At 38.7% G+C, this 20,917-nt stretch carries 15 protein-coding genes; 5 read left to right on the top strand and 10 right to left on the bottom strand.

The features are described 5' to 3' along the window. Positions 1-407: 407 nt before the first annotated feature. Positions 408-1,199, top strand: coding sequence for a PhzF family phenazine biosynthesis protein (locus tag VB797_RS12635; protein ID WP_323238037.1), 792 nt, complete (start codon positions 408-410; stop codon positions 1,197-1,199). 3 nt (positions 1,200-1,202) lie between these two features. On the opposite strand, the gene VB797_RS12640 is transcribed toward VB797_RS12635, so the two are convergent. Then, positions 1,203-2,243 (bottom strand): DNA cytosine methyltransferase, encoded by a 1,041-nt coding sequence (locus VB797_RS12640; protein WP_323238038.1) that lies wholly within the window; start codon positions 2,241-2,243, stop codon positions 1,203-1,205. A gap of 12 nt (positions 2,244-2,255) precedes the next feature. Beyond that, on the bottom strand, positions 2,256-3,533 hold the full coding sequence (gene bioA / locus VB797_RS12645) for an adenosylmethionine--8-amino-7-oxononanoate transaminase (RefSeq protein WP_323238039.1): 1,278 nt from the start codon (positions 3,531-3,533) through the stop codon (positions 2,256-2,258). Between the two features lie 508 nt (positions 3,534-4,041). Between bioA and tnpA the strand changes: the two genes are divergently transcribed. Beyond that, positions 4,042-4,455, top strand: a complete 414-nt coding sequence (tnpA, locus tag VB797_RS12650; RefSeq protein WP_323238040.1) for an IS200/IS605 family transposase — start codon at positions 4,042-4,044, stop codon at positions 4,453-4,455. Between the two features lie 389 nt (positions 4,456-4,844). On the opposite strand, the gene VB797_RS12655 is transcribed toward tnpA, so the two are convergent. From VB797_RS12655 to lepB, 4 genes are all read right to left on the bottom strand, one after another. Continuing rightward, on the bottom strand, positions 4,845-6,590 hold the full coding sequence (locus tag VB797_RS12655; RefSeq protein ID WP_323238041.1) for a R3H domain-containing nucleic acid-binding protein: 1,746 nt from the start codon (positions 6,588-6,590) through the stop codon (positions 4,845-4,847). A gap of 58 nt (positions 6,591-6,648) precedes the next feature. Beyond that, positions 6,649-7,797, bottom strand: a complete 1,149-nt coding sequence (gene ldpA / locus VB797_RS12660) for a circadian clock protein LdpA (protein WP_323238042.1) — start codon at positions 7,795-7,797, stop codon at positions 6,649-6,651. Positions 7,798-8,241: 444 nt separating this feature from the next. Then, complete coding sequence (locus VB797_RS12665; protein ID WP_323238043.1) at positions 8,242-10,101, bottom strand: EAL domain-containing protein; 1,860 nt, start codon at positions 10,099-10,101, stop codon at positions 8,242-8,244. 909 nt (positions 10,102-11,010) lie between these two features. After that, positions 11,011-11,685 (bottom strand): signal peptidase I, encoded by a 675-nt coding sequence (gene lepB, locus VB797_RS12670; protein ID WP_323238044.1) that lies wholly within the window; start codon positions 11,683-11,685, stop codon positions 11,011-11,013. Positions 11,686-11,944: 259 nt separating this feature from the next. Between lepB and VB797_RS12675 the strand changes: the two genes are divergently transcribed. After that, positions 11,945-13,264, top strand: a complete 1,320-nt coding sequence (locus VB797_RS12675; protein WP_323238045.1) for a dihydroorotase — start codon at positions 11,945-11,947, stop codon at positions 13,262-13,264. Between the two features lie 822 nt (positions 13,265-14,086). Here VB797_RS12675 and tsaE read toward each other — a convergent pair. Together tsaE and VB797_RS12685 are read right to left on the bottom strand one after the other, a co-directional pair. Next, positions 14,087-14,584 (bottom strand): tRNA (adenosine(37)-N6)-threonylcarbamoyltransferase complex ATPase subunit type 1 TsaE, encoded by a 498-nt coding sequence (tsaE, locus tag VB797_RS12680; protein ID WP_323238046.1) that lies wholly within the window; start codon positions 14,582-14,584, stop codon positions 14,087-14,089. A 317-nt stretch (positions 14,585-14,901) separates the two neighbouring features. After that, the gene (locus tag VB797_RS12685; RefSeq protein WP_323238047.1) at positions 14,902-16,308 is read right to left on the bottom strand and encodes a gluconeogenesis factor YvcK family protein; all 1,407 of its coding nucleotides are present in this window, start codon (positions 16,306-16,308) and stop codon (positions 14,902-14,904) included. A gap of 192 nt (positions 16,309-16,500) precedes the next feature. Here VB797_RS12685 and ruvC point away from each other — a divergent pair, with 192 nt between their 5' ends. After that, the gene (gene ruvC / locus VB797_RS12690) at positions 16,501-16,992 is read left to right on the top strand and encodes a crossover junction endodeoxyribonuclease RuvC (RefSeq protein ID WP_323238048.1); all 492 of its coding nucleotides are present in this window, start codon (positions 16,501-16,503) and stop codon (positions 16,990-16,992) included. Between the two features lie 198 nt (positions 16,993-17,190). Here ruvC and leuD read toward each other — a convergent pair whose 3' ends face one another. Together leuD and leuC are read right to left on the bottom strand one after the other, a co-directional pair. Next, positions 17,191-17,787 (bottom strand): 3-isopropylmalate dehydratase small subunit, encoded by a 597-nt coding sequence (gene leuD / locus VB797_RS12695; protein ID WP_323238049.1) that lies wholly within the window; start codon positions 17,785-17,787, stop codon positions 17,191-17,193. 127 nt (positions 17,788-17,914) lie between these two features. Continuing rightward, positions 17,915-19,321, bottom strand: a complete 1,407-nt coding sequence (gene leuC / locus VB797_RS12700; protein ID WP_323238050.1) for a 3-isopropylmalate dehydratase large subunit — start codon at positions 19,319-19,321, stop codon at positions 17,915-17,917. Between the two features lie 621 nt (positions 19,322-19,942). On the opposite strand from leuC, the gene VB797_RS12705 reads away from it, so the two are divergent. Then, positions 19,943-20,833, top strand: a complete 891-nt coding sequence (locus VB797_RS12705) for a class I SAM-dependent methyltransferase (protein ID WP_323238051.1) — start codon at positions 19,943-19,945, stop codon at positions 20,831-20,833. The last annotated feature ends 84 nt before the right edge of the window (positions 20,834-20,917 follow it).

A 20,917-nucleotide genomic window follows, 5' to 3' on the forward strand; every position in this document is an offset into this window, starting at 1 on the left:
ACAATGTTATAAGTTGTGAAAGAGGTGTACCGCTCACAACTTTCTTAGATGTACCAATAATTAGATAAATAATTAAATCGTTTATTCTCAAACTTCCCCAGTATTGCCTATGTGGTATTAGCTGCCGAGTAATTCGTAAAAGCACTACAGTAAAAACCGCAGCAATAAGCGCTCATCCTAAACCGACAACAGTAGGGTCAAAGTTACAAACTTCTACAACTGTTCTAGTCAAAAAAAATATTAACTGTACCGTGTATCAGGTTAAAAAATCGCATATATTGCAAATAGCGACCTATCTATTTTAGGTAAACTACTTAAAAAATATCTCTCTGCTAACCTTTGCGCTAACCTCCGCGAAACTTTGCGTTAAAAATCATTTCTTCCTCCATCAAAACTAAATTTAAAACATGAAAACCATTATCCAAGTTGATGCATTCACCAACAAACCCTTCGCAGGAAATCCCGCTGCTGTCTGTGTTTTACCATCTCCCAAAGATGACGAATGGATGCAAAATGTAGCAAAAGAAATGAATTTATCAGAAACCGCATTTTTAGTAAAACAAGAAGACGGTTACAGTTTACGCTGGTTTACTCCCACAACAGAAGTACCATTGTGCGGTCATGCTACCCTTGCTAGTTCTCACGTTTTGTGGTCGGAAAATCATCTTTCACACAACGAAGCAGCCCGTTTTCATACTAAAAGCGGTTTATTAATTGCCAAAAAGCAAGAAGATTGGATTGAGTTAGATTTTCCCGCGAATTCTTCGGAAGCTATTTCTACACCTCCAGAAATGAGTGAAGCTTTGGGAGTACCTGTTAAAACAGTAATGAAAAATTCTTTAGGTTACTTGATAGAAGTTGAATCAGAAGAATTAGTGACAAAAATAGAGCCAAATTTTACAATTTTAGCAAAGCTATTTCCAGAAGTTATTGTTACTAGCTTAGCTGAAAATAGCTCAAAGTTTGACTTTGTATCGCGCTTCTTTTGTCCGGGATTAGGTATTAACGAAGACCCCGTAACTGGTGCTGCTCATTGCTGTCTCGCACCTTATTGGAGAAACAAATTAAATAAAGACGAGTTTTTAGCTTATCAAGCATCAAATCGCGGTGGTGTGGTGAAGGTGAAATATCCGGGAAAAGATCGAGTTTTTCTCAGCGGACAAGCTGTTACAGTTTTGCGAGGGGAAATTATTTGTTAATAGCTAAAACAATGTTAATTGTGTTGAAACCTCCTTACGTAAATTGCAAAATCCCGAATTTAAATATTTTTGTATGTCCATAAATATTTTGCTTGCTAGTGTTTTTGCTAACATCACGGGGACGGCATTTCCTACCATTTTGTAACCATCAGAAATGTACTTGTATTTAAAAATAAAATTATCTGGAAAGGTTTGAATTCTTGCACATTCTCTAACAGACAATCTGCGATATGGTTTTGCTGATTCTGGATCGAAAATCCATTTATCTTTCTCAACCCAAATCATTTTGTTGGCTTGGGGATGTATAGGAGCGTGTCTAGCACCAGCTTGTATTGTATATGATGGTTCGTCCCAAGTTCTTACTCTATTTCTGGACATATAAATACTAGAAAAGCTACCTTCTTTGTATTCATGATTTGGTATTTCCAAATGGCTTTTATCCATTTTTGAATCTATTGGTAAGGCTTCAATATCTTTTAGATTGTAAATAGCATCTCCAATAGTTAATCTTGTATTGAGTACATCGGGAAATTCAAATATTCTACCTATATCTTCTCGATAACCAATAATAATTACTCGTTTTCTATCTTGAGGAACTAGATAATCTGAAGCATTTAATAATTTATAAGTTACTTTATATCCGGCATCTTTAAAATGATCTAATATATTTGTAAAAGCTCTATCGTGTTTTTCAGCTAAAATACCGCTGACATTTTCAGCTAAGAAAAACAGAGGTTTTTTCTCTTGAATAATTCTGATATAATCAAAAAATAATTGACCTCTACTATCATCAATACCTCTTTGTGAGCCAGCTTCACTCCAACTTTGGCAAGGAGGACCACCTATAATACCAATACAGTCAGGAATTTGATCGGGAACTATTTTTCTGATATCCCTTTTATCTAATTGCGTATGCGGATGATTAAATTCGTAAGTATCCCATATAGACTTATCATGTTCATTGGCCCAAATAATATTAAATCCAGCTTGATGAAAGCCTAAATCTAATCCTCCACAACCCGAAAATAGAGATACAACATTCATAAGGTATCTAATCTAAAGATTCTTCAAAATATCAAAAATTCCCTCATAAACCTGCGACAATTCCTCATCCGTAATACAATAAGGCGGCATTATATAAAGTACATTTCCTAAAGGACGTAAAAGTAAACCTTTTTCCAAAGACTTTGCTCGAATGTCCAAACCGACTTTATTCAAATATCCAGATTCTTGCTTGCTTACAATATCCATCGCTGCAATTGTACCCGTTACCCGCAACTTTTCAACTTGGGGATTTCCCTGTAAAGCTTCTAAATGCTGTAAATGTTTGGCTTCCATACTGCTAAAAACAGGTTGATTTTCTACCATCAACTCTAAAGAAGCTAAAGCAGCAGCACATCCCAAAGGATTCGCCGTATAACTATGACCGTGATACAGTGTTTTTATCGGGTCGTCGCTGTAAAAAGTATCGTAAATTTTCTCCGAACATACGGTAACAGATAGCGGTAAAAACCCCCCAGTAATCCCCTTTGATAAACAAGTAATATCCGGTGTAACTCCGCTTTTAATGCTAGGAAACCATCCCCCAGTTCTCCCGAACCCAGTCATCACTTCATCAAAAATCAACAAAGTATCAAATTGTTTAACTAATTTCTGTAATTTCCGTAAAAACTCAGGCCTACACATCCGCATTCCCCCAGCACCCTGTACTAAAGGCTCAATAATAATGCCAGCATATTGTTGAGGATTTTGCTGTAATTTTTCTTTCAACTGAGATAAAACTGCTTCTTCCCTTTTCTCAACAGAAGTGTCACCGATATAAGTTTCAGGAAAAGGTGAGAAATCCACCTCAAACAGCATATTTGAAAAAACTTGAGAAAATAGCGATCGCGAACCTACGGACATTGCTCCAAATGTATCACCGTGATACGCTCCTTCAAAAGCAATAAACTTCTGACGCTGCTGATTTTGATTTACCCAATATTGATAAGCCATTTTCAGCGCAACTTCCACAGCAGTTGAGCCATTATCGGAAAAGAAAACTCGGTTTAATCCGCTTGGAAGTCTTTTAACTAATTTTTCTGCGAGTTGTTCGGCCGGTTCGTGAGTAAATCCAGCAAAAATTACTTGTTCCAATTCTAGTGCTTGACGATAAATCGCTTCAGCAATTTTGGGATGGGAATGTCCGTGAATATTTACCCACCAGCTAGAGATGCAGTCCATAATTTTGCGTCCATCTTCCAATTCCAGCCAAATTCCACGACCGGATTTTACTTTTAAGGGTGGAGGAGAAGTTTTTGCTTGGGTGAAAGGATACCAGATGTTAGGGTGCATTGGTTGTTTTGGGGGGTTGAGTATTTCAGAACCTGGCGATTTAAATCGCGGCTACACAGGCGAAACCCACCTGCGTGGGTTAAAAAATAATATCAATTATTGTTATAGAATTCAATAAATTTTGAATAACCTGGCGATTTAAATCACGGCTACACAGGCAAAACCCACGCAGGTGGGTTTGGGAAGAATATAATTTATTTTGATTAAATTCAATCAAATTTGAATAATCTAGCGATTTAGATCCTGGCGATTCAAATCGCGGCTACACAGGCAAAACCCACGCAGGTGGGTTTGGGAAGAATATAATATATGTTATCTAATTTGAATAATTCTAAATAAGCGATTTAGATCCTACACGGGCAAAACCCACCTGCGTAGGTTTGGGAAGAATATAATATATGTTATCTAATTTGAATAAATCTTAGTCCGCGCAGGCGGACTTTGTTTGTGTAGCAGCGGTTTCAACCGCCAGGTTTTTTTAATTACCAATTTAAACAACATTAATAAAATGAGATCAAATTTCACCCAATTGTATTTACACGCCGTTTGGGCGACTTGGGATAGATTACCTTTAATTACACCTGATATACAAAAAAATATTTATGGTGCAATTATTAGACACTGCGAAGAATTGGAATGCACAATCATCGCCGTTGGTGGTGTTGAAGACCACATACATTTATTAACAGGTGTTCCGCCTACTTTATCAGTATCTAACTTTATGAAAAATATTAAAGGTAGTTCCTCGCATTGTGTAACCCATGACATCAAACCGGGCGAATTCTTTAAATGGCAAGGAAGTTACGGAGCATTTACCGTTAGTCATGATGCCATAGATAAAGTCGCCAACTATATTAGAAATCAACCCTACCACCACCAACAAAAATCAATAATTCCTACCTGGGAATTAAATCATAACTAATCATTCAAACCCGCGTAGGCGGGTTTTGCCTGTGTAGCAGCGATTTCAATCGCCAGGTTTTCTATATCAAAAATCAATAATTCCTACCTGGGAATTAAATCATAACTAATCATTCAAACCCGCCTGCGCGGGTTTTGCCTGTGTAGCAGCGGTTTCAACCGCCAGGTTATCCAACCGCCAGATTATCTAAATAATCCCCTAATTTTCCACCCACCAATCAAATAATTAACCAAAAAACAATCCATTACTAACCATCAATTAACTTTCCCTTAAATTTGTGCTACAATACTATTCTTGTCTAAAATAAACAATAATTAAAATCCCCCTCGACCTAAAGGAAGAAGGGGTTTGTTGTGCTGCACGCTGGTGAAAAAAATACAGATAGGGAATTAGGCAGGATAAATCCTTAACCTCCGATTTGGTTCTTCCCCAAAACTGTTTGATTTGAGTCGATAATGCTCGACTAATTCATGCTGCATTTTACGCACTTGCGACGATCGCGGCAATAGTTCTACAGGTTGTCCTTTGGGTATGACAATTTGTTCTACCGCAAGTCTGGCTTCTTCTAAAGCGTCAATTTCATCATCGCTGCCTTTATGAAGAAATAATTCCAATTCTCGCTCGTCGGTAGCTTCGGGGTCGTCCATATTTAACAACCGTCGCAAACCACGAGTAATTTGAGGAATAGTGCTAGATTTAATCATGTGAATCGGCACTTGACGAGCCTTCGCCATTTGCCGTAGCTTCGCATGGTTTTTGACGTGCGATCGCAATGCCAAAATTGCATCTGCACTATCAATATCTTTTGTCAAGACTACTGGTAAATGAAGTACCCCAACTACCTGGTCTAATTGACTGCGACTAACGCCGTAGGGGTAAATATGTAGCGGTAAATCTTCACCATTTGGTCCAGAATCCTTATGACCGTTACTCTCAAACCCATTTGAGTTGCTGAAAGATTGATCCAATAAACGATCAAATTCGCTGCGTCCGGAACCATTAGCGACTTGGTATTCTGCATTTAATGGCACTAAAGGACGCATTTGCCCGGATTCTCTCCAGCCGTTGGTTCTAGCATTTCGTCCGCGAAAAGTTTCTTCTCCCCCTAAAGCTTGGGTAGCACCACCATTAATAGCAGTTAAATGACGAGCGATCGCCACTTTACCGCTATCATCTACGGTTCTCACTTGCGGGCTGGGCTGTCGTCCTCGCAGAAGACTATCTATAGTGTCAGCAACGCTTTCATGGATTACCCAACGCTGCCTTTCTTGCATTTCCACAGCAATTTCAAAGGTAGGAGGCGCTTTGCGTTCCAAAACCGTTTTTTGAGAGCCTCGCCTTCTGGCTTCGTCATCTCCCAACGTCACAGCCTGTATACCCCCGACTAAATCAGAAAGGGTGGGGTTTTTGATCAAGTTTTCTATTTGATTACCATGTGCCGTACCAATTAACTGTACGCCACGTTCGGCAATAGTACGAGATGCTAATGCTTCTAATTCCGTACCGATTTCATCAATAATTATTACCTCCGGCATATGGTTTTCCACTGCCTCAATCATTACTTGATGCTGTTGGTTTGGATGTGAAACTTGCATTCGTCTGGCTCTACCAATTGCTGGATGGGGAACATCACCATCTCCGGCAATCTCATTTGAAGTGTCAATTATCACCACTCTCTTATCAAGCTCATCCGCTAAAACGCGGGCAATCTCTCTTAAAACAGTAGTTTTTCCTACACCTGGGCGACCCAGCATGAGAATTGATTGACCTTTTTCGACTAAATCGCGGATCATGCTAATCGTTCCATATATCGCCCGTCCAACGCGACAAGTTAAACCAATAATCTTGCCGGTGCGGTTGCGAATGGCGCTGATCCTATGTAAAGTTTGTTCTATTCCTGCGCGATTATCTCCACCAAAAGTTCCCACTCGCACAATGCAATCATCTATTTGTTGCTGAGTAATGGGTATTTCACTAAGATATTCGGCTCCAGAAGGAAAACGTGCTTCTGGGCGACGACCCAGATCCAAGACCACTTCTACTAAACTATCTCTTTGAGGATGCTGTTCGAGCATCGAGCGTAGGTCTTGGGGCAATATGACTAATAATTTTTGAAGATCGTCTGTAATCGTCATGCTTTTTATGGTGACGTTTTTGGAGATAGGGACGAGCCAAGGCTCACTCGTGGTTTCTTTACGATTTAAGCTGTGAAACTAATGAATCAGCAAGCGATACAGCTTGCCAAAGCAGCGTTGGGTCTTCTTCCAGACGAGCAGTTACTTTGACACTGGAACTATTCACCTCCTTTTCTTCTAATTCTTCGAGAACACTTGAGAGCAGTTTTCGGGCGTAGCTACCGTAAGCCACACCAGCAACAGATGTTTCAGTTCCCAAACCTGATGTATGAGAGATAACATTATTTTCTCCCATAACTTCACTTTTTTGCCTGGTTAATTCCTTCAACAATCCCATCGCCCGCAATTTCGGCACGGTGTAACTATTCGTACCACCTGCCAACTGCACATATCCTGGTAATTTTGCTCTCAATACTTTGGCACCCAATTTCACCGCAGCTAATGTGGTACCCGAACCAATATCGCCGCTCATCGATCTGCCGTCGATTTGCCATATATTCACGCAATTTAGCGGGGCGATCGCATCATACAATTCATGTAGATAATCAATCATCCCCTCACCATGCGGGCAACTAATGGCAACTAATTTCAAATGCCCAATATATGGCAAAATTGTTTGCCACAATTTCTTGAATTCCACCAAACGCCCAACAGTGGTATGAATCTCTACCGCATCAACTCCAGATTTCAGTATCAATGGTGCGATCGCTCCAACAGATGTTGCATAAGATACTGCTGCTATTCTATCATACGGACACACGGGAAGGCAACGACCGCAGCCGTAACATTTGTCGGACAAAACTCCATTAAAGTCATATTTTATACTGTTGAACGTAATCGCTTGTGCAGGACAAATGCTTTCGCACGGTCGAGAACATTGACTTGGGCATTTAGTAGAGTCAAATTCTGCTTTGCGAAAGTGGGGGTCTTCACCATCGTTTAAGCTAACCATTAACAACGGGGTTCCTTGATAGGAAAAGCCTCGTCGTCGTGCAGCAACACCCAAAGAGGCAGCAGCCTTTAGCCCTTCTCGAGCTGCGGCAACTACCGCTGGATCGGCAGCTACATCTATGCAGTCAGCTCCAGCCAACGTGTAAGCTAATGCTAAACTTCTAACCGCAGGCAGATGTTGGAAGCTGGCTCCGCAAATCAGCTTGAACCAGTGACCTTCTTTAAGCGATAGTAGGGGGTTAAACAAATCAGTCACACTTCTATTATGCTACGTGACTGAGAAATCGATGAGGTAAATTCTTAATTTGATGGAAATTGTTTATCAGGAATTTTGATCGTAAACTCTGTTCCTTTCCCAGGAGTTGAATTACAAACTATGGTTCCACAGTGCTTTTGTACTATAATTTGATGACAAACAGAATAAGAGGTTTTTTTCGTGCAGTTTTACCTCTAAAGAACGCAAATTAATTTGATTCTCTATTCTTGATATAACTTCTGCTGTATGGAAAGGTTTAGTTATGTAGTCCGAACCTCCCACATCAATGCAAAAAAAATATTTATTAAATTAACTATAAACGAACTATTGAGTAACTCCGCAGAAATAAGCTTGGAATTATAACAAAAGATACATTTGTATTGATGAAGATTTTTAATGCTGACGTACTTACTTGTTTCCTTTTATATTTTGATATTTATATTTTTACCATTGAGGATCTGCCAACATTAATTCTAAAATAGACTGTGGTTCCATTGCGAAAGAAAACAAGTTTCCTTGAGCAAAATCACAATTCAAATTTCTAATTTGCGATAATTGCTCGAAAGTTTCCACACCTTCAGCAATTGCGTTCATTCCCAATGAATGAGCAATTTCAATAATTGCTGGGACTAAACTCACATCTTCATCATTTTTTTGCATCAAACTCAAAAACGATTTATCAATTTTCAGAGTGTTTAAGGGAAAATTATGTAGATAACTTAAAGATGAATAACCCGTGCCAAAATCATCCATTGTTAATTTAATATTACGTTGTTTAAGTTCTTCAAGCGTTTTTTTAACATCTACATTATTTTCCATAATTACACTTTCTGTAATTTCTAATTCTAAAAGTGCGGGATTTATTTTAGTTTCGTAAATTATTTGGTCAATGGTCGCAATCAAGTTTGGCTGTAAAAATAATTTTGCACTCAAGTTAACACTAATATGTAAAGGCTTGGGAGTCGATGGATGATTTTGCCAAATACACAATTGATTGCAAGCCGATCGCAATACCCAAGTATCTATATGATGAATTAAACCTGTTTCTTCTGCCACAGAAATAAATTCAGCGGGGAAAATTAGACCTTTAGTCGGATGTTGCCAGCGTACAAGTGCTTCAAATCCTATAATTATTCCTGTATCTAACGAAATTATGGGCTGATAGTGAACAATTAATTCCTGATTTTCTACGGCTCTTCTTAAATCATTTTCCAATTCTAAAGTTTGAATGGCTTCCCGATGCATTGCTGGGTCGAATATGTGAAATCTTCCTTTACCCAGTGCTTTAGCGCGATACATTGCTGTATCGGCATCTCTGAGGAGATACTCCGATTTTTCATAATTCATATTGCCCAAATTTATGCCGATACTTATATTAATAAATACCTGATGTCGAGATATTTGGAAATGTTTACTAAGAGAATTTAAAATATTTTTGGCAACGTTAATTACCATATTGTTATCTGAAATATTCTCTAAAATAATCCCGAATTCATCACCACCCAATCGTGCTAAAATGTCAAATGGTGATAAAGAAGTTTTCAAGCGATCGGCTATAGCAACTAATAATTCATCTCCTACCAAATGTCCTAGGGAATCATTAATAATTTTAAAGCGATCGCAGTCGAGAAAAAGTACGGCAAAGCAATAATCGGATTCTAGTTTGGCACGATTTAATGCTTGCTCTAATCGATTAATGAAAAATACTCTATTAGGTAAACCAGTTAAAGCATCACGTAAAGCGCTTTCAAGTAATTTACTTTGCAATTCCTGACGAGAATTACTTTCTATTTTAAGCTTTTTGAGGGTATTTTCAAGTTCTAAAGTACGCTGTTTTACTCTTTCTTCAAGTTGATTATTTAATTTTAATATTTCTAATTGAGCGTTTCTTAATTCCAGTTGATTTTGGACTCTGACTATGACTTCTGCAAATTCAAAGGGTTTAGTAATATAATCCACACCTCCCACTTTAAAGGCTTTGACTTTATCAAAAACATCGTCTAATGCACTGATAAAAATAATTGGTATATCGACAGTTGTTTGATTAGCTTTAAAACGCTGACAAATCTCATACCCGTCTATCTCCGGCATCATGATATCGAGTAAAATCAAATCTGGTAACTTAGTTTGACAAGCAGTAAAAGCCATTTGCCAGTTTAAAGCTTTGCGAACGTTATATCCAACCTTAGCCAGAATTGAGGATAAAATACGTAAGTTATCTGCTGTATCGTCAATAATTAGAATATCTTTTTTACTAAGGTGTGGTGGGTAATTACCGAATGTAGTTTTTCTAGTCAATTCCATAATTTATTCAAGCTAATCATTGACTTATTACAACTTTTTGGCTGTAATTTTTATTCTATAAAACTATACTATACACTTCTAACTTTATGTTATATTTGATACTCGCATGATTTATATCAAAGGGTGTTTGAATTTAATTAATCTTGATATTGGTTGGTAAGTATGCCTTCTAAGCCTTAAAACCCACTAAGTTTAACATTTATTTTTTTTGCTTACTATATTAGATACAAGAATTTATGTAATCTATCATGTATCTTAAACTACACAATAGGCTATAAAGATGGTAAGTAAAATTAATATCTATTTAACTTACTTATTAATATTATGCCAACGAACGAATAAAACTTATAACGGATAAAATGCAATAAAAAATAGGAAACACTTAGAAGAAGCAATTTTTATAGATATTGCCAACAATAACGTACAATTTCTCTTATATAATCAGCGTTTTGAGCTTTTATCTGATATTTGCAGGATAAAAAGTAATAAAAATTCAAAAATGAGCCTTGCGGAGTGAAACCGCTATTCTGGTGCAATTTTTGAGCTATTAGTAGGAATTAGATAGTTCCAGAAATGGCCGCAAGTGTCACAAAACTCGGATGGTGCCGTACACTCACCGTCTTATTACTAGGTTGATAATTAGTCTGTGTACTAGCAACGGCAATAAAGGGGGATATTATCTACGCCCCCTCAACCGCCTCCCCTACAAGAAAAATATGCCTTTTTGCTAAGTCCTAAGTTCTTGAATAATGATTATTTTGCTTCATGAATAACATTATTTACGGGGTTTATTCTTTTCCCTATTCCCTATTGCAATAAACAGCCCCTATTTATGCACAAAAAAATTAGCTGTCTTTATTCACAAAATTTGCTTTTGAAAAGACAGCAATAAATATTTATTTTAACTCTTTATTCAGCTTTAGTTTTTTCTTGAGGTAGCTCCTCTGGGTTATAAAGTGGAGCTTTATCAATCCCCCCGACTTTGTTTAAAGGCCAAAAACGAAGTACGGCTCGACCAATAATATTTCCACGAGGAACAACACCCCAACAACGGCTATCGTAACTACTCCCACGGTTGTCTCCTAAAACTAAATAGGAACCGGGTGGAATAGTTTGAGGTGTAGACAAAAATGGCTGTATGGGAGCTGAAGCGCAAACTTCAGTAGACGTAGCTTGTCCGGAAGCAAGGTATCCCTCTTGCAAAGGCTTGCCATTTATATATACTTTTCCCCCAATTAGCTCTACCTTGTCTCCAGGTAAACCAATTATTCGTTTAATAAAGGCATCTTCATACTGTTCTTTTTGTAGTTCTTCTGTAGGAGAAAAAACTACAACGTCTCCCCGTTGAGGAGTGGAAAAATTATAACTTAACTTATCAACAATTATTTTGTCTGCCTCCCACTGATTTGGAGTACCGTGCAAAGTGGGTTCCATCGAGCCGGAAGGAATCCAGCGAGCTTCAGCAACAAAAGTGCGAATCGAAAGAGCAAGCACGATGCTTAATCCGATTGTTTTACCTAATTCAAAGAGCCAGGAATTATCGGATTGTTGGTTAGAGTGACGGTCAGACACTGGATCTTGCATGTAATTACTCAAGTAGAAACTAAACTATGCTCCAAAAAAAGACCTATTTCTAGGGAGACTGTATTTTTTATCTTAACTGTACAAAGATGCTGTTACGAGTTATGTTGTCATGTTGACGTGGTTATCTGTAATTGAAAAGCGAGACAGTCTTCGTTGTAAATAACACATAGTAGTTTCTGTCTTGCATTCCATAAGTTTAACTTCAATTAAGGATAGCTGTATGTCAGAATTTAATGTTGTTTGATCTTGGTGTATTCTCATGTCATCTCAAGGTTTACTAATTCGCCGTGCGAACATCATTTTACCCAATGGTGAATTGATCGTTGGGGATGTGCTGACGCGCGATCGCCAAATTGTTGAAGTTTCATCATCTGAGATACACGAAACAGCTACCCGTTCAATTGACGCTGATGGGTTAACTTTGTTGCCAGGAGTTATCGACCCACAAGTACATTTTCGGGAACCGGGACTAGAACATAAGGAAGATTTGTTTACTGCTTCTTGTGCCTGTGCCAAGGGAGGAGTGACTTCGTTCCTGGAAATGCCTAATACTCGCCCTTTAACAATTAGTCAAGCAGCTTTAAATGACAAGTTAGAGCGTGCTGCTAATAAGTGTCTTGTCAATTATGGCTTTTTTATTGGAGCAACGTCAGATAATTTGTCAGAATTGCTACACGTAAGCCCTACACCAGGAATAAAAATTTTTATGGGGTCGATGCACGGTCCGTTGCTAGTAGACCCTCAAGAAATATTAGAAGCGATATTTGCTAATGGCAAAAAATTAATCGCAGTCCACGCAGAAGACCAAACCAGGTTAAAACAGCGCAGAGAAGAATTTGCAAATATTCATGATGTCGCTATTCACTCCCAGATCCAAGACAATCAAGCAGCATTAATAGCCACAAAAAGAGCTTTAGAACTTTCTAAAAAATATCGCCGTCGGCTACATATTCTGCATATGTCTACCGCAGAGGAAGCCAATTTACTCCGTCAAGATAAACCCAGTTGGGTCACAGCAGAAGTAACACCCCAACATTTATTGTTAAATACGACCGCTTACGAAAAAATAGGTACTTTCGCGCAGATGAATCCCCCTTTGCGAACATCTCATGATAATGAAGTACTTTGGCAGGCTTTGCTGGACGGGGTAATTGACTTTATTGCGACGGATCATGCACCCCACACTTTAGAGGAAAAAGCCCAAACTTATCCTAAAAGTCCTTCGGGAATGCCTGGGGTAGAAACTTCTTTGCCTTTAATGCTAACTGCCGCAGTTGAAGGACGCTGTACTGTTGCTCAAGTTGTTAACTGGATGTCAACTGCTGTCGCTGCTGCTTATTGTATTCCCAATAAAGGGGCAATTTCTCCCGGTTATGATGCCGATTTAGTGCTAGTAGATTTAAATTCGTATAAAAAAGTCCGGCGCGAAGAACTCGTAAGTAAATGCGGTTGGAGTCCTTTTGAAGGCTGGAACCTTACTGGATGGCCGGTAACAACTATTGTCGGTGGTGAAATTGTATATCACAAAGGTGAGTTAAATACCTCTTCCAGAGGAAAAGCTTTAACTTTTGATTGTTAATTCCTAATCTGCTCATAATTAGTCGAAAGCTCTTAAGCGCTTGTGTTCACATAGGCGCTTTATTTGTCTTCACTAAGGCACTAATTACCCAAATCTCTAGTCAACTACAGGTACAAATAGTCTATTTCTGATCCAGCAAAAGTGACTCACCGATAAATTAGTCATTATTTATACTCATATTCATGAAATCTGAATATTTTTCTTTAGGTATATATTCTGCTTTTGATTAAGTTAATTGTAATTAGAAATAAAATCTTTCAGTATTTATGGCATTTGACAAATCGAAAAAATATAGATATCGCAATTCTTAAGAGTATGCAAAACCACTTAATAATAAAAGATTAATTTAATATTTACTTTATTCTTTTCAAAAAATACTAGCATTTACCCTTACGAGCAATTACTCAGGCATATCAATAGTAAACGTGTCAAACTAAACAAAAAAATAAGTAAACATGATTGTTAAAGATGATGAAAATCCTCCCATACAACCACTATTTACAAGTAAATACTGACAAAAAACAGTAAAAATATAATACTTTACGAATTAATCGTCAATTAAGGTATCATCCTCCCTTGCTAACTTTTACTTAGTTTGGCATGATACTTAATCAATCGTCATAGTTAGTATAAAATAATTCGTGAAAATCGAATGTATCTTTTTATTTTGTAAACCAATTTTCAGACAATCAGGTGATTATAACTACAATGTGCTGCAATTTTTTTGATGAACGAGGCAGTGGTAGATAGAACTGAGTATAGAAGGAACCGAGATTACTTGTGGGAGTATATCTAAGCGTTCATTTTTTAGAAGACATATTGCTACTGGCAATGGTATTCTTCGGCTAAACTCAGAATTTTCTCGCTAACAATGCAGTTAAATGGAATGATTTCGGCAAAGCGTATAGAAGAGTTAGAAGCTTCAATGTCTCGGTTGTCGTCAGTCAAATGTATGGTGAGATAAGAAGAGGGCTTATAAGGCATCCTTTGGGCCCATTCAATAGCTACTATTCCCGGCGCAACCTCAAGACCTTCCCAGTAAGTTTCGAGGTTTAACGCTACTATTTCACGCTCTGCTAAACGGTATAAGTCTAGATGGTAAAGGGGAAAGCGTGCTTGAGTATACTCATTAATGATAGTGAAAGTGGGGCTGACGATTGTTTCGTTGACACCCAAGCCTTCACCAATACCTTGCACTAAAGTAGTTTTACCCGTTCCCAAATCACCTTCTAATAAAATTACGCTATTCATATTTAGCGTTTCGCCCAGAATTATGCCCAAACGTCGAGTTGCGAGTGCATTTTTAAGAAGGATTTTCATATGGATTTACCGATGCAAATTTTTGTGTTTGCTTGGCGCAGCACTTTAATATAGGAATCCGTTTTGATTTCTGTACGCGAAGCGTGGCGTAGCCATATAACTCATAGGGGTTAGGGAACAGGGAATAGGGAGCAGAAAATGTACTTAGTCTTTTATGCCCTCCGGCCAAGCTCCGCTAACAAAATTCTGCGGAGTAATCTCATAGTACCGATCAAAGTTCCGCCTCCCTGGAAGAAAACTACCCATTTTTACCGTAGATCGCATTGAAAATTTTTGATCGGACTTACGCACGGACAATTGAATTCGGTCAATTCTTATCAACCAATTGTCGAGTCTTTACTAAAAATCTTGTACAACTTTCGCATTCCTTTGGGAGTTCCACTGTACCAACGTAGGAGAACTTGCGCTAATCGTTGATGGTCGTGACGCACGCAACCTATTTCATCTTCACTCATCACATTAGCTGAAACTATTCTGCGTCCGCTCATAGTTACTTCTTCGCGATCCAGAAATACAGGATGGGAATTTTCCTTAGCATAGCGGATCAACGAACGGGCAGAAGGAGATGTTTTGTGTACTAAAACTGCATCAAATAGCTTTTGTCCGCAGGCTTTATCAATAGATTCAATATGATTGGCAACCGTATATCCCTCAGTTTCTCCCGGCTGAGTCATAATGTTACATACATATATTTTCGGTACCGATGTTGCGGCGATCGCAGCAGCGATTTCAGGTACTAAAAGATTGGGAATGACGCTGGTGTAAAGACTACCTGGCCCCATGATGATGTAATCGGCATCAAGAATAGCTTTGATCGCGGCGGGTAAACCGGGTGGATTGGCGGGAGTGCAGCCTATTTTAACAACTTTACCTCCAGCTTTGGTAATTTTTGATTCACCCTCAATGCGGCGACCGTCGGCTAACTCAGCCCAGAGACGAACATCGCTAAGAGTTGCTGGAAGTACTTGTCCTCTAATCGCAAGGACTTTAGAACTCGCAGCAACAGCTTGCTCTAAATCGCCAGTAATTTCACTCATTGCGGTTAAGAACAAGTTACCAAAACTGTGACCAGTTAAACCGTCTCCAGCACTGAAACGATATTGAAACAATTCTGTCAATAATCTTTCTTCATCTGCCAAAGCTGCTAAACAGTTACGAATATCTCCTGGGGGTAATACGCCAAATTCTTCACGCAATCTACCGGATGAACCACCATCATCAGCTACGGTAACAATAGCAGTAATATTCGCGCTATAAGTTTTAAGTCCTCTCAATAAAGTAGAAAGTCCCGTACCACCACCAATTACAACAATTTTCGGTCCTCTATATAATTTACGATGGGCTAAGAGTACATCTACTAATTCTTCATTACCTTCGGGTTGTAGTACCCGAGTAATCGAACCAACCGTGCGGGTTTGTCCCCAAACCAGCAGCAGCAAACCGCTAATCATGACTACGGGTCCGCTGATGTAGTAAGGTATAGTCTCAGTAATTAATAAGAGTGCGCCTCGAACCAATTCCAGCACCCAATAAATTGGTGTTAATCCGCTCCAAATAGCGAAGCCTAGACTTGCCAGCACTACGCCAGCCATACTCATTAAAAACCAACGTTTTACCGATAACCCAGGGGACAACCACTTAAACCACTGATTAACTCGATGGGGAGTGCGACGGCGCGACTGTTGCATGACGTTAAGGGCTTGTCTGATAAAACCAATTGACATATCGCAATTGTAAGCAGTGGTCTAAACAATAATTAATTGAGAATTTACACTAAGAACGTTCAAATTTAATAATGGAATTATTACAATTACTAATTCTATCTAATTGATTGGACATTGGTTGGACAGATGTTATTAACTTAGCGAGAAATTTCAGTAAAATCACTCTATTTATATAAAAAGACAGTAAAGTAAATGCAAAAAAAGATTTTGGGATTAGATCCAGGATTAGCAATTTTAGGTTTTGGAGTAATTATATGCGAAAAAGATGAAGTTAACTTTTCTTCTGGTTCAGTAACTTTACAAGACTTTGGAGTAATTAGTACGCCTGCCAAAACTCCAGTTGAGCAAAGACTATGTACGCTTTACGATGATTTACATATTGTAATCGAACAATTCCAACCAGATTTGGTAGCGATTGAAAAGTTTTTCTTTTACCGGATGTCAAGCACTATCTTAGTTGCTCAAGCTAGAGGAATCGTTATGTTAGTGTTGGGACAACATCGTTTACCTATTGTTGAATTTACACCTTCTCAAGTTAAACTCGCTTTGGCTGGTTATGGTAAGGCTGAAAAATGCGAAGTACAAGAAGCAGTGGCACGAGAACTCGATCTAGACTACATTCCTCGTCCTGATGATGCCGCTGATGCTTTGGCGATCGCCTTAACAGCATGGTTTCAATCTTAAGCCATGATAAATGCTTTATAAATACTTTCTACATTACTTAAAGTAATCCTACGGATAGTTTATATAAAGAAATTATTAATTTTTATAATTTTGTTTTTTCTACACAAATCACAGTCATAAAAAGGTCGCGAAGGTATAAGTATTTTCGCAATCAATTGGGCTACATTCTCTGACAAATATTCTTTTAATAAAACAGAATTATGCGACACTCCAATTCATATAAGGTAATTTCGCTGTAGTCTCTTGAATATCAGGTGCATTTGCTACCAACTGTCCGCAAGCATCCCAAGTTCCAGATACAAACATATTTTTCGCACCTTCACCCATGTTTACGGATGCTGAAAAATCACCGCACTGTACTTTCATTGTTTCCAAGTCTACAGTTATATTTACTTGGGGATTATCTGTCAACATCACTTGCAATTCTTGAACGGTATCGGAATCAGCGGTTACGCAAGGTACACCCATCGCTACGCAATTTCCGAAAAATATTTCTGCAAAACTTTCGCCGATTAAAGCCTGAATTCCCCATTTAGCCAAAGCTTGGGGTGCGTGTTCTCTTGAGGAACCACAGCCAAAGTTGCGGTTGACGACTAATATATTTGCATTTTGATACTGCGGTTGGTCAAAGGAATGTTTACCTTCAAGTGCTTTGCGATCGTCTTCAAAGGCGTATTCTCCCAAACCATCAAAGGTAACGCAACGTAAAAACCGCGCTGGGATGATTCTATCTGTATCGATGTCGTTACCTACTAAAGGAATACCGTTTCCGGAAACTTTTTTAACTTCACTCATAACAATTTTTTTTGGGCATTGGGCATTGAGCATTGAGCATTGGGCATTGGGCATTGGGGAGAGATGAGGAGACAAATTTAAACTATTAACTTCTAGCTCCTAATTCTTAACTCCTCACTCTTAACTCCTAACTTTTTATCAACTCTCTAACATCTGCAACTGTACCTTTAATTGCGGCGGCTGCAACCATTGCGGGACTCATTAATAATGTACGTCCGGAGGAGGAACCTTGTCTTCCTTTAAAGTTGCGGTTGGAGGAAGAAGCACTGATTTGTCTTCCCTGCAATTTATCGGGGTTCATAGCTAAACACATGGAACATCCAGGTTCGCGCCATTCAAATCCCGCTGTTTGAAAGATTTTATCTAAACCTTCGGCTTCGGCTTGTTTTTTGACTCTTTCGGAACCGGGAACTACAAAGGCTTTTATTCCGGGAGCAACGTGATTCCCTTGGGCAATCTTAGCGGCTTCCCGTAGGTCGCTGATTCTACCGTTGGTGCAGCTACCAATAAAGCAAACATCTATTTTCGTACCTTTGATGGGATTACCGGGTACTAAATCCATGTAATGATAAGCTTCTTCGGCAATAACACGGTCATCAGCGGGCAATTCTTCGGGTAAGGGAACGGCTTGATTGACTCCTATTCCTTGACCGGGAGTAATTCCCCAAGTAACGGTAGGTGTAATATCACTAGCATCAAATACTACTGTATCATCGTATTCTGCATCAGCATTACTACGGATGGAATCCCACCAGCTAACAGCTTTATCCCAATCTTTCTTTGGCGCAAAATCTTTACCTTTGAGGTATTCGTAGGTAACTTGATCGGGATTAACATAACCGCACCTCGCACCACCTTCGATGGACATATTACACACGGTCATGCGTTCTTCCATGTTCATTTGCTCAAAGGTGGTACCGGCAAATTCGTAAGCATATCCCACACCACCTTTAACACCGAGAGTGCGGATAATATGTAGTACGACATCTTTGGCGTAAACACCAGACTTTAAAGTCCCATTAACTTCAATTTTGCGGACTTTTAATTTAGATAGCGCTAAGGTTTGCGAAGCCAACACATCTCGGACTTGAGAGGTGCCAATACCAAAGGCGATCGCACCAAATGCACCGTGAGTTGAAGTGTGACTATCTCCACAAGCAATGGTCATTCCCGGTTGCGTCAGTCCCAGTTCCGGGGCAATTACGTGAACAATACCTTGATTTCCCGTACCAATATTGTAAAAAGTAATATTATTCTCTTGACAATTATTTTCCAGTGCTTGCATCATCTCTTCTGCCAAAGTATCGACAAAAGGACGCGCTTGATTCTCGGTAGGCACGATATGGTCAACAGTTGCGACCGTGCGCTGAGGAAACATCACCTTCAAATCCCGTTCCCTTAACATCGCAAAAGCTTGAGGACTAGTTACTTCATGAATTAGATGCAGTCCTATAAACAGTTGCGTTTGTCCGGAAGCAAGCATACCAACTGTGTGTAAATCCCAAACTTTATCAAATAAAGTGCCTTTGCTCATACATAAATCCGTTTGTTAAGAGTCGGGTTTACTGAATGTTATCAAAAAAAGGTGACAGGCGATAGGGAGAAGAGATGGCGATAAATCTTCTTTATAAGATATGAGAATTATTTAATTGGCTTCTATCTTACGTAGGAGATTTGGATTAAAAGAGGCTAAATAAAGTAATGCTTTTGAGTAAAATTGTTTTTGTTTGACACAAATTGTTCAGAAAAAAGTTTTGCGGTTTGCAAAAAACGAGTTGGAAAAAATCATTGTTTATTACCAAAAGCTTGTAATAATCAATTTATTTTTCGCTAAATATTTTTATTAATAAAATTTAATAAGATTTTGCGGTAAACATACCTATAAATGCTGTAAAGCGTTCTATATTTCATAAAAAAGCATTAATAGCTAAAAGATAAATGTTTTATAACTATCTAACTTTGCTTGGATAAAAGTATAAATATTATTTATTTAACTTGTTATTTTTATAAATAAAAATAACTTCATCAACTCTTTTTATCTTTCTCTGTAATATTACTTAAATCATACTAAGGAAATAGCTGTATATTTGATAATCTGCTTTTAAGGGGTAACAAATTAAACCATATTTCTGAAAACAATACTTAAGGAGAAAGAATGCAGGATGCTGCGTATTTGCAGTTGCAACCTTATCTAGCTTCGGATGCAATTGTGGATTGGCAAGAAGGGGATATTCCCGTCTGTCCAATCCCTGTTTTTACGAAGGGTATGCAGGCTAACAGTTACTTTTTTGGACATCCGAAATGGGGTAAGGAGTACTTTGAAAGTAGTCACCGCAGCGAACCATTTAAACAACGCTGGCAGGCTGCAATGGGTAGTTGGGATGACAAAATTGTCGTAGATATCGGTTGCGGTCCGGGTAATGTTTATGCAACGCTGGGTGGTTCACCTAAGCTTTTAATTGGGGTTGATATTTCTCTAAACGCTTTAAAGATGGCGCGTGAAGTAGGCTACACACCAATTTTGACTGATGCCCATCATTTACCGTTCGTAGATGGATTCGCCGATATTGTAGTGGCAAATGCTACCGTTCATCACTGCGATGATATGGGTAGAATTTTGCAAGAAGCAGCGCGTTTGGTACGTCCTGGTGGATTATTATTTACGGACCAAGACCCCCAGCTTACTGCTTGGAATCTAAAAGGAGCGGGTTTATTTGTGCGGGATATCAGGTATCCTGTGTATCGTCTGCTGAGGAGCAAGCACTATATTCCCTATGAGGAGCGATCCGCACGCTGGAAAACCGAGGTTCAAAACCAAAGACCGGGGGACGGAATTACTTCTGATATGTACTACAAAGCTTTGGAACCGTTGGGATTTGACGTGAAATTGTACCCTCACAGTCACGATTTGGGTACTGAGGTACTTGAGGGTAAAAATGGTCGGAATTCTTGGAGATTAAGATTAAGTCAACGGTTATCAGGTATCAACCCCGACACACCCGAAGCAGCACAATCGATCATGTGCATCGCTAGACGTACCAATTAATCCGGATGAATATGGTTACTAAGATTATTTATCTTTCTTAGTAAAATCAGGGAAACCATCATCTCGAAAAGTTTGTACCAGCTT

Origin of the sequence: Rivularia sp. UHCC 0363 (genome assembly GCF_034931125.1) — a bacterium.
Classification (GTDB): Bacteria; Cyanobacteriota; Cyanobacteriia; order Cyanobacteriales; family Nostocaceae; genus Rivularia.

Coding starts and splice junctions, on each gene's coding strand:
- VB797_RS12635 (WP_323238037.1), top strand. CDS start 408: ATGAAAACCATTATCCAAGTTGATGCATTCACCAACAAACCCTTCGCA.
- VB797_RS12640 (WP_323238038.1), bottom strand. CDS start 2,243: ATGAATGTTGTATCTCTATTTTCGGGTTGTGGAGGATTAGATTTAGGC.
- bioA (WP_323238039.1), bottom strand. CDS start 3,533: ATGCACCCTAACATCTGGTATCCTTTCACCCAAGCAAAAACTTCTCCT.
- tnpA (WP_323238040.1), top strand. CDS start 4,042: ATGAGATCAAATTTCACCCAATTGTATTTACACGCCGTTTGGGCGACT.
- VB797_RS12655 (WP_323238041.1), bottom strand. CDS start 6,590: ATGACGATTACAGACGATCTTCAAAAATTATTAGTCATATTGCCCCAA.
- VB797_RS12665 (WP_323238043.1), bottom strand. CDS start 10,101: ATGGAATTGACTAGAAAAACTACATTCGGTAATTACCCACCACACCTT.
- lepB (WP_323238044.1), bottom strand. CDS start 11,685: ATGCAAGATCCAGTGTCTGACCGTCACTCTAACCAACAATCCGATAAT.
- VB797_RS12675 (WP_323238045.1), top strand. CDS start 11,945: ATGTCATCTCAAGGTTTACTAATTCGCCGTGCGAACATCATTTTACCC.
- tsaE (WP_323238046.1), bottom strand. CDS start 14,584: ATGAAAATCCTTCTTAAAAATGCACTCGCAACTCGACGTTTGGGCATA.
- VB797_RS12685 (WP_323238047.1), bottom strand. CDS start 16,308: ATGTCAATTGGTTTTATCAGACAAGCCCTTAACGTCATGCAACAGTCG.
- ruvC (WP_323238048.1), top strand. CDS start 16,501: ATGCAAAAAAAGATTTTGGGATTAGATCCAGGATTAGCAATTTTAGGT.
- leuD (WP_323238049.1), bottom strand. CDS start 17,787: ATGAGTGAAGTTAAAAAAGTTTCCGGAAACGGTATTCCTTTAGTAGGT.
- leuC (WP_323238050.1), bottom strand. CDS start 19,321: ATGAGCAAAGGCACTTTATTTGATAAAGTTTGGGATTTACACACAGTT.
- VB797_RS12705 (WP_323238051.1), top strand. CDS start 19,943: ATGCAGGATGCTGCGTATTTGCAGTTGCAACCTTATCTAGCTTCGGAT.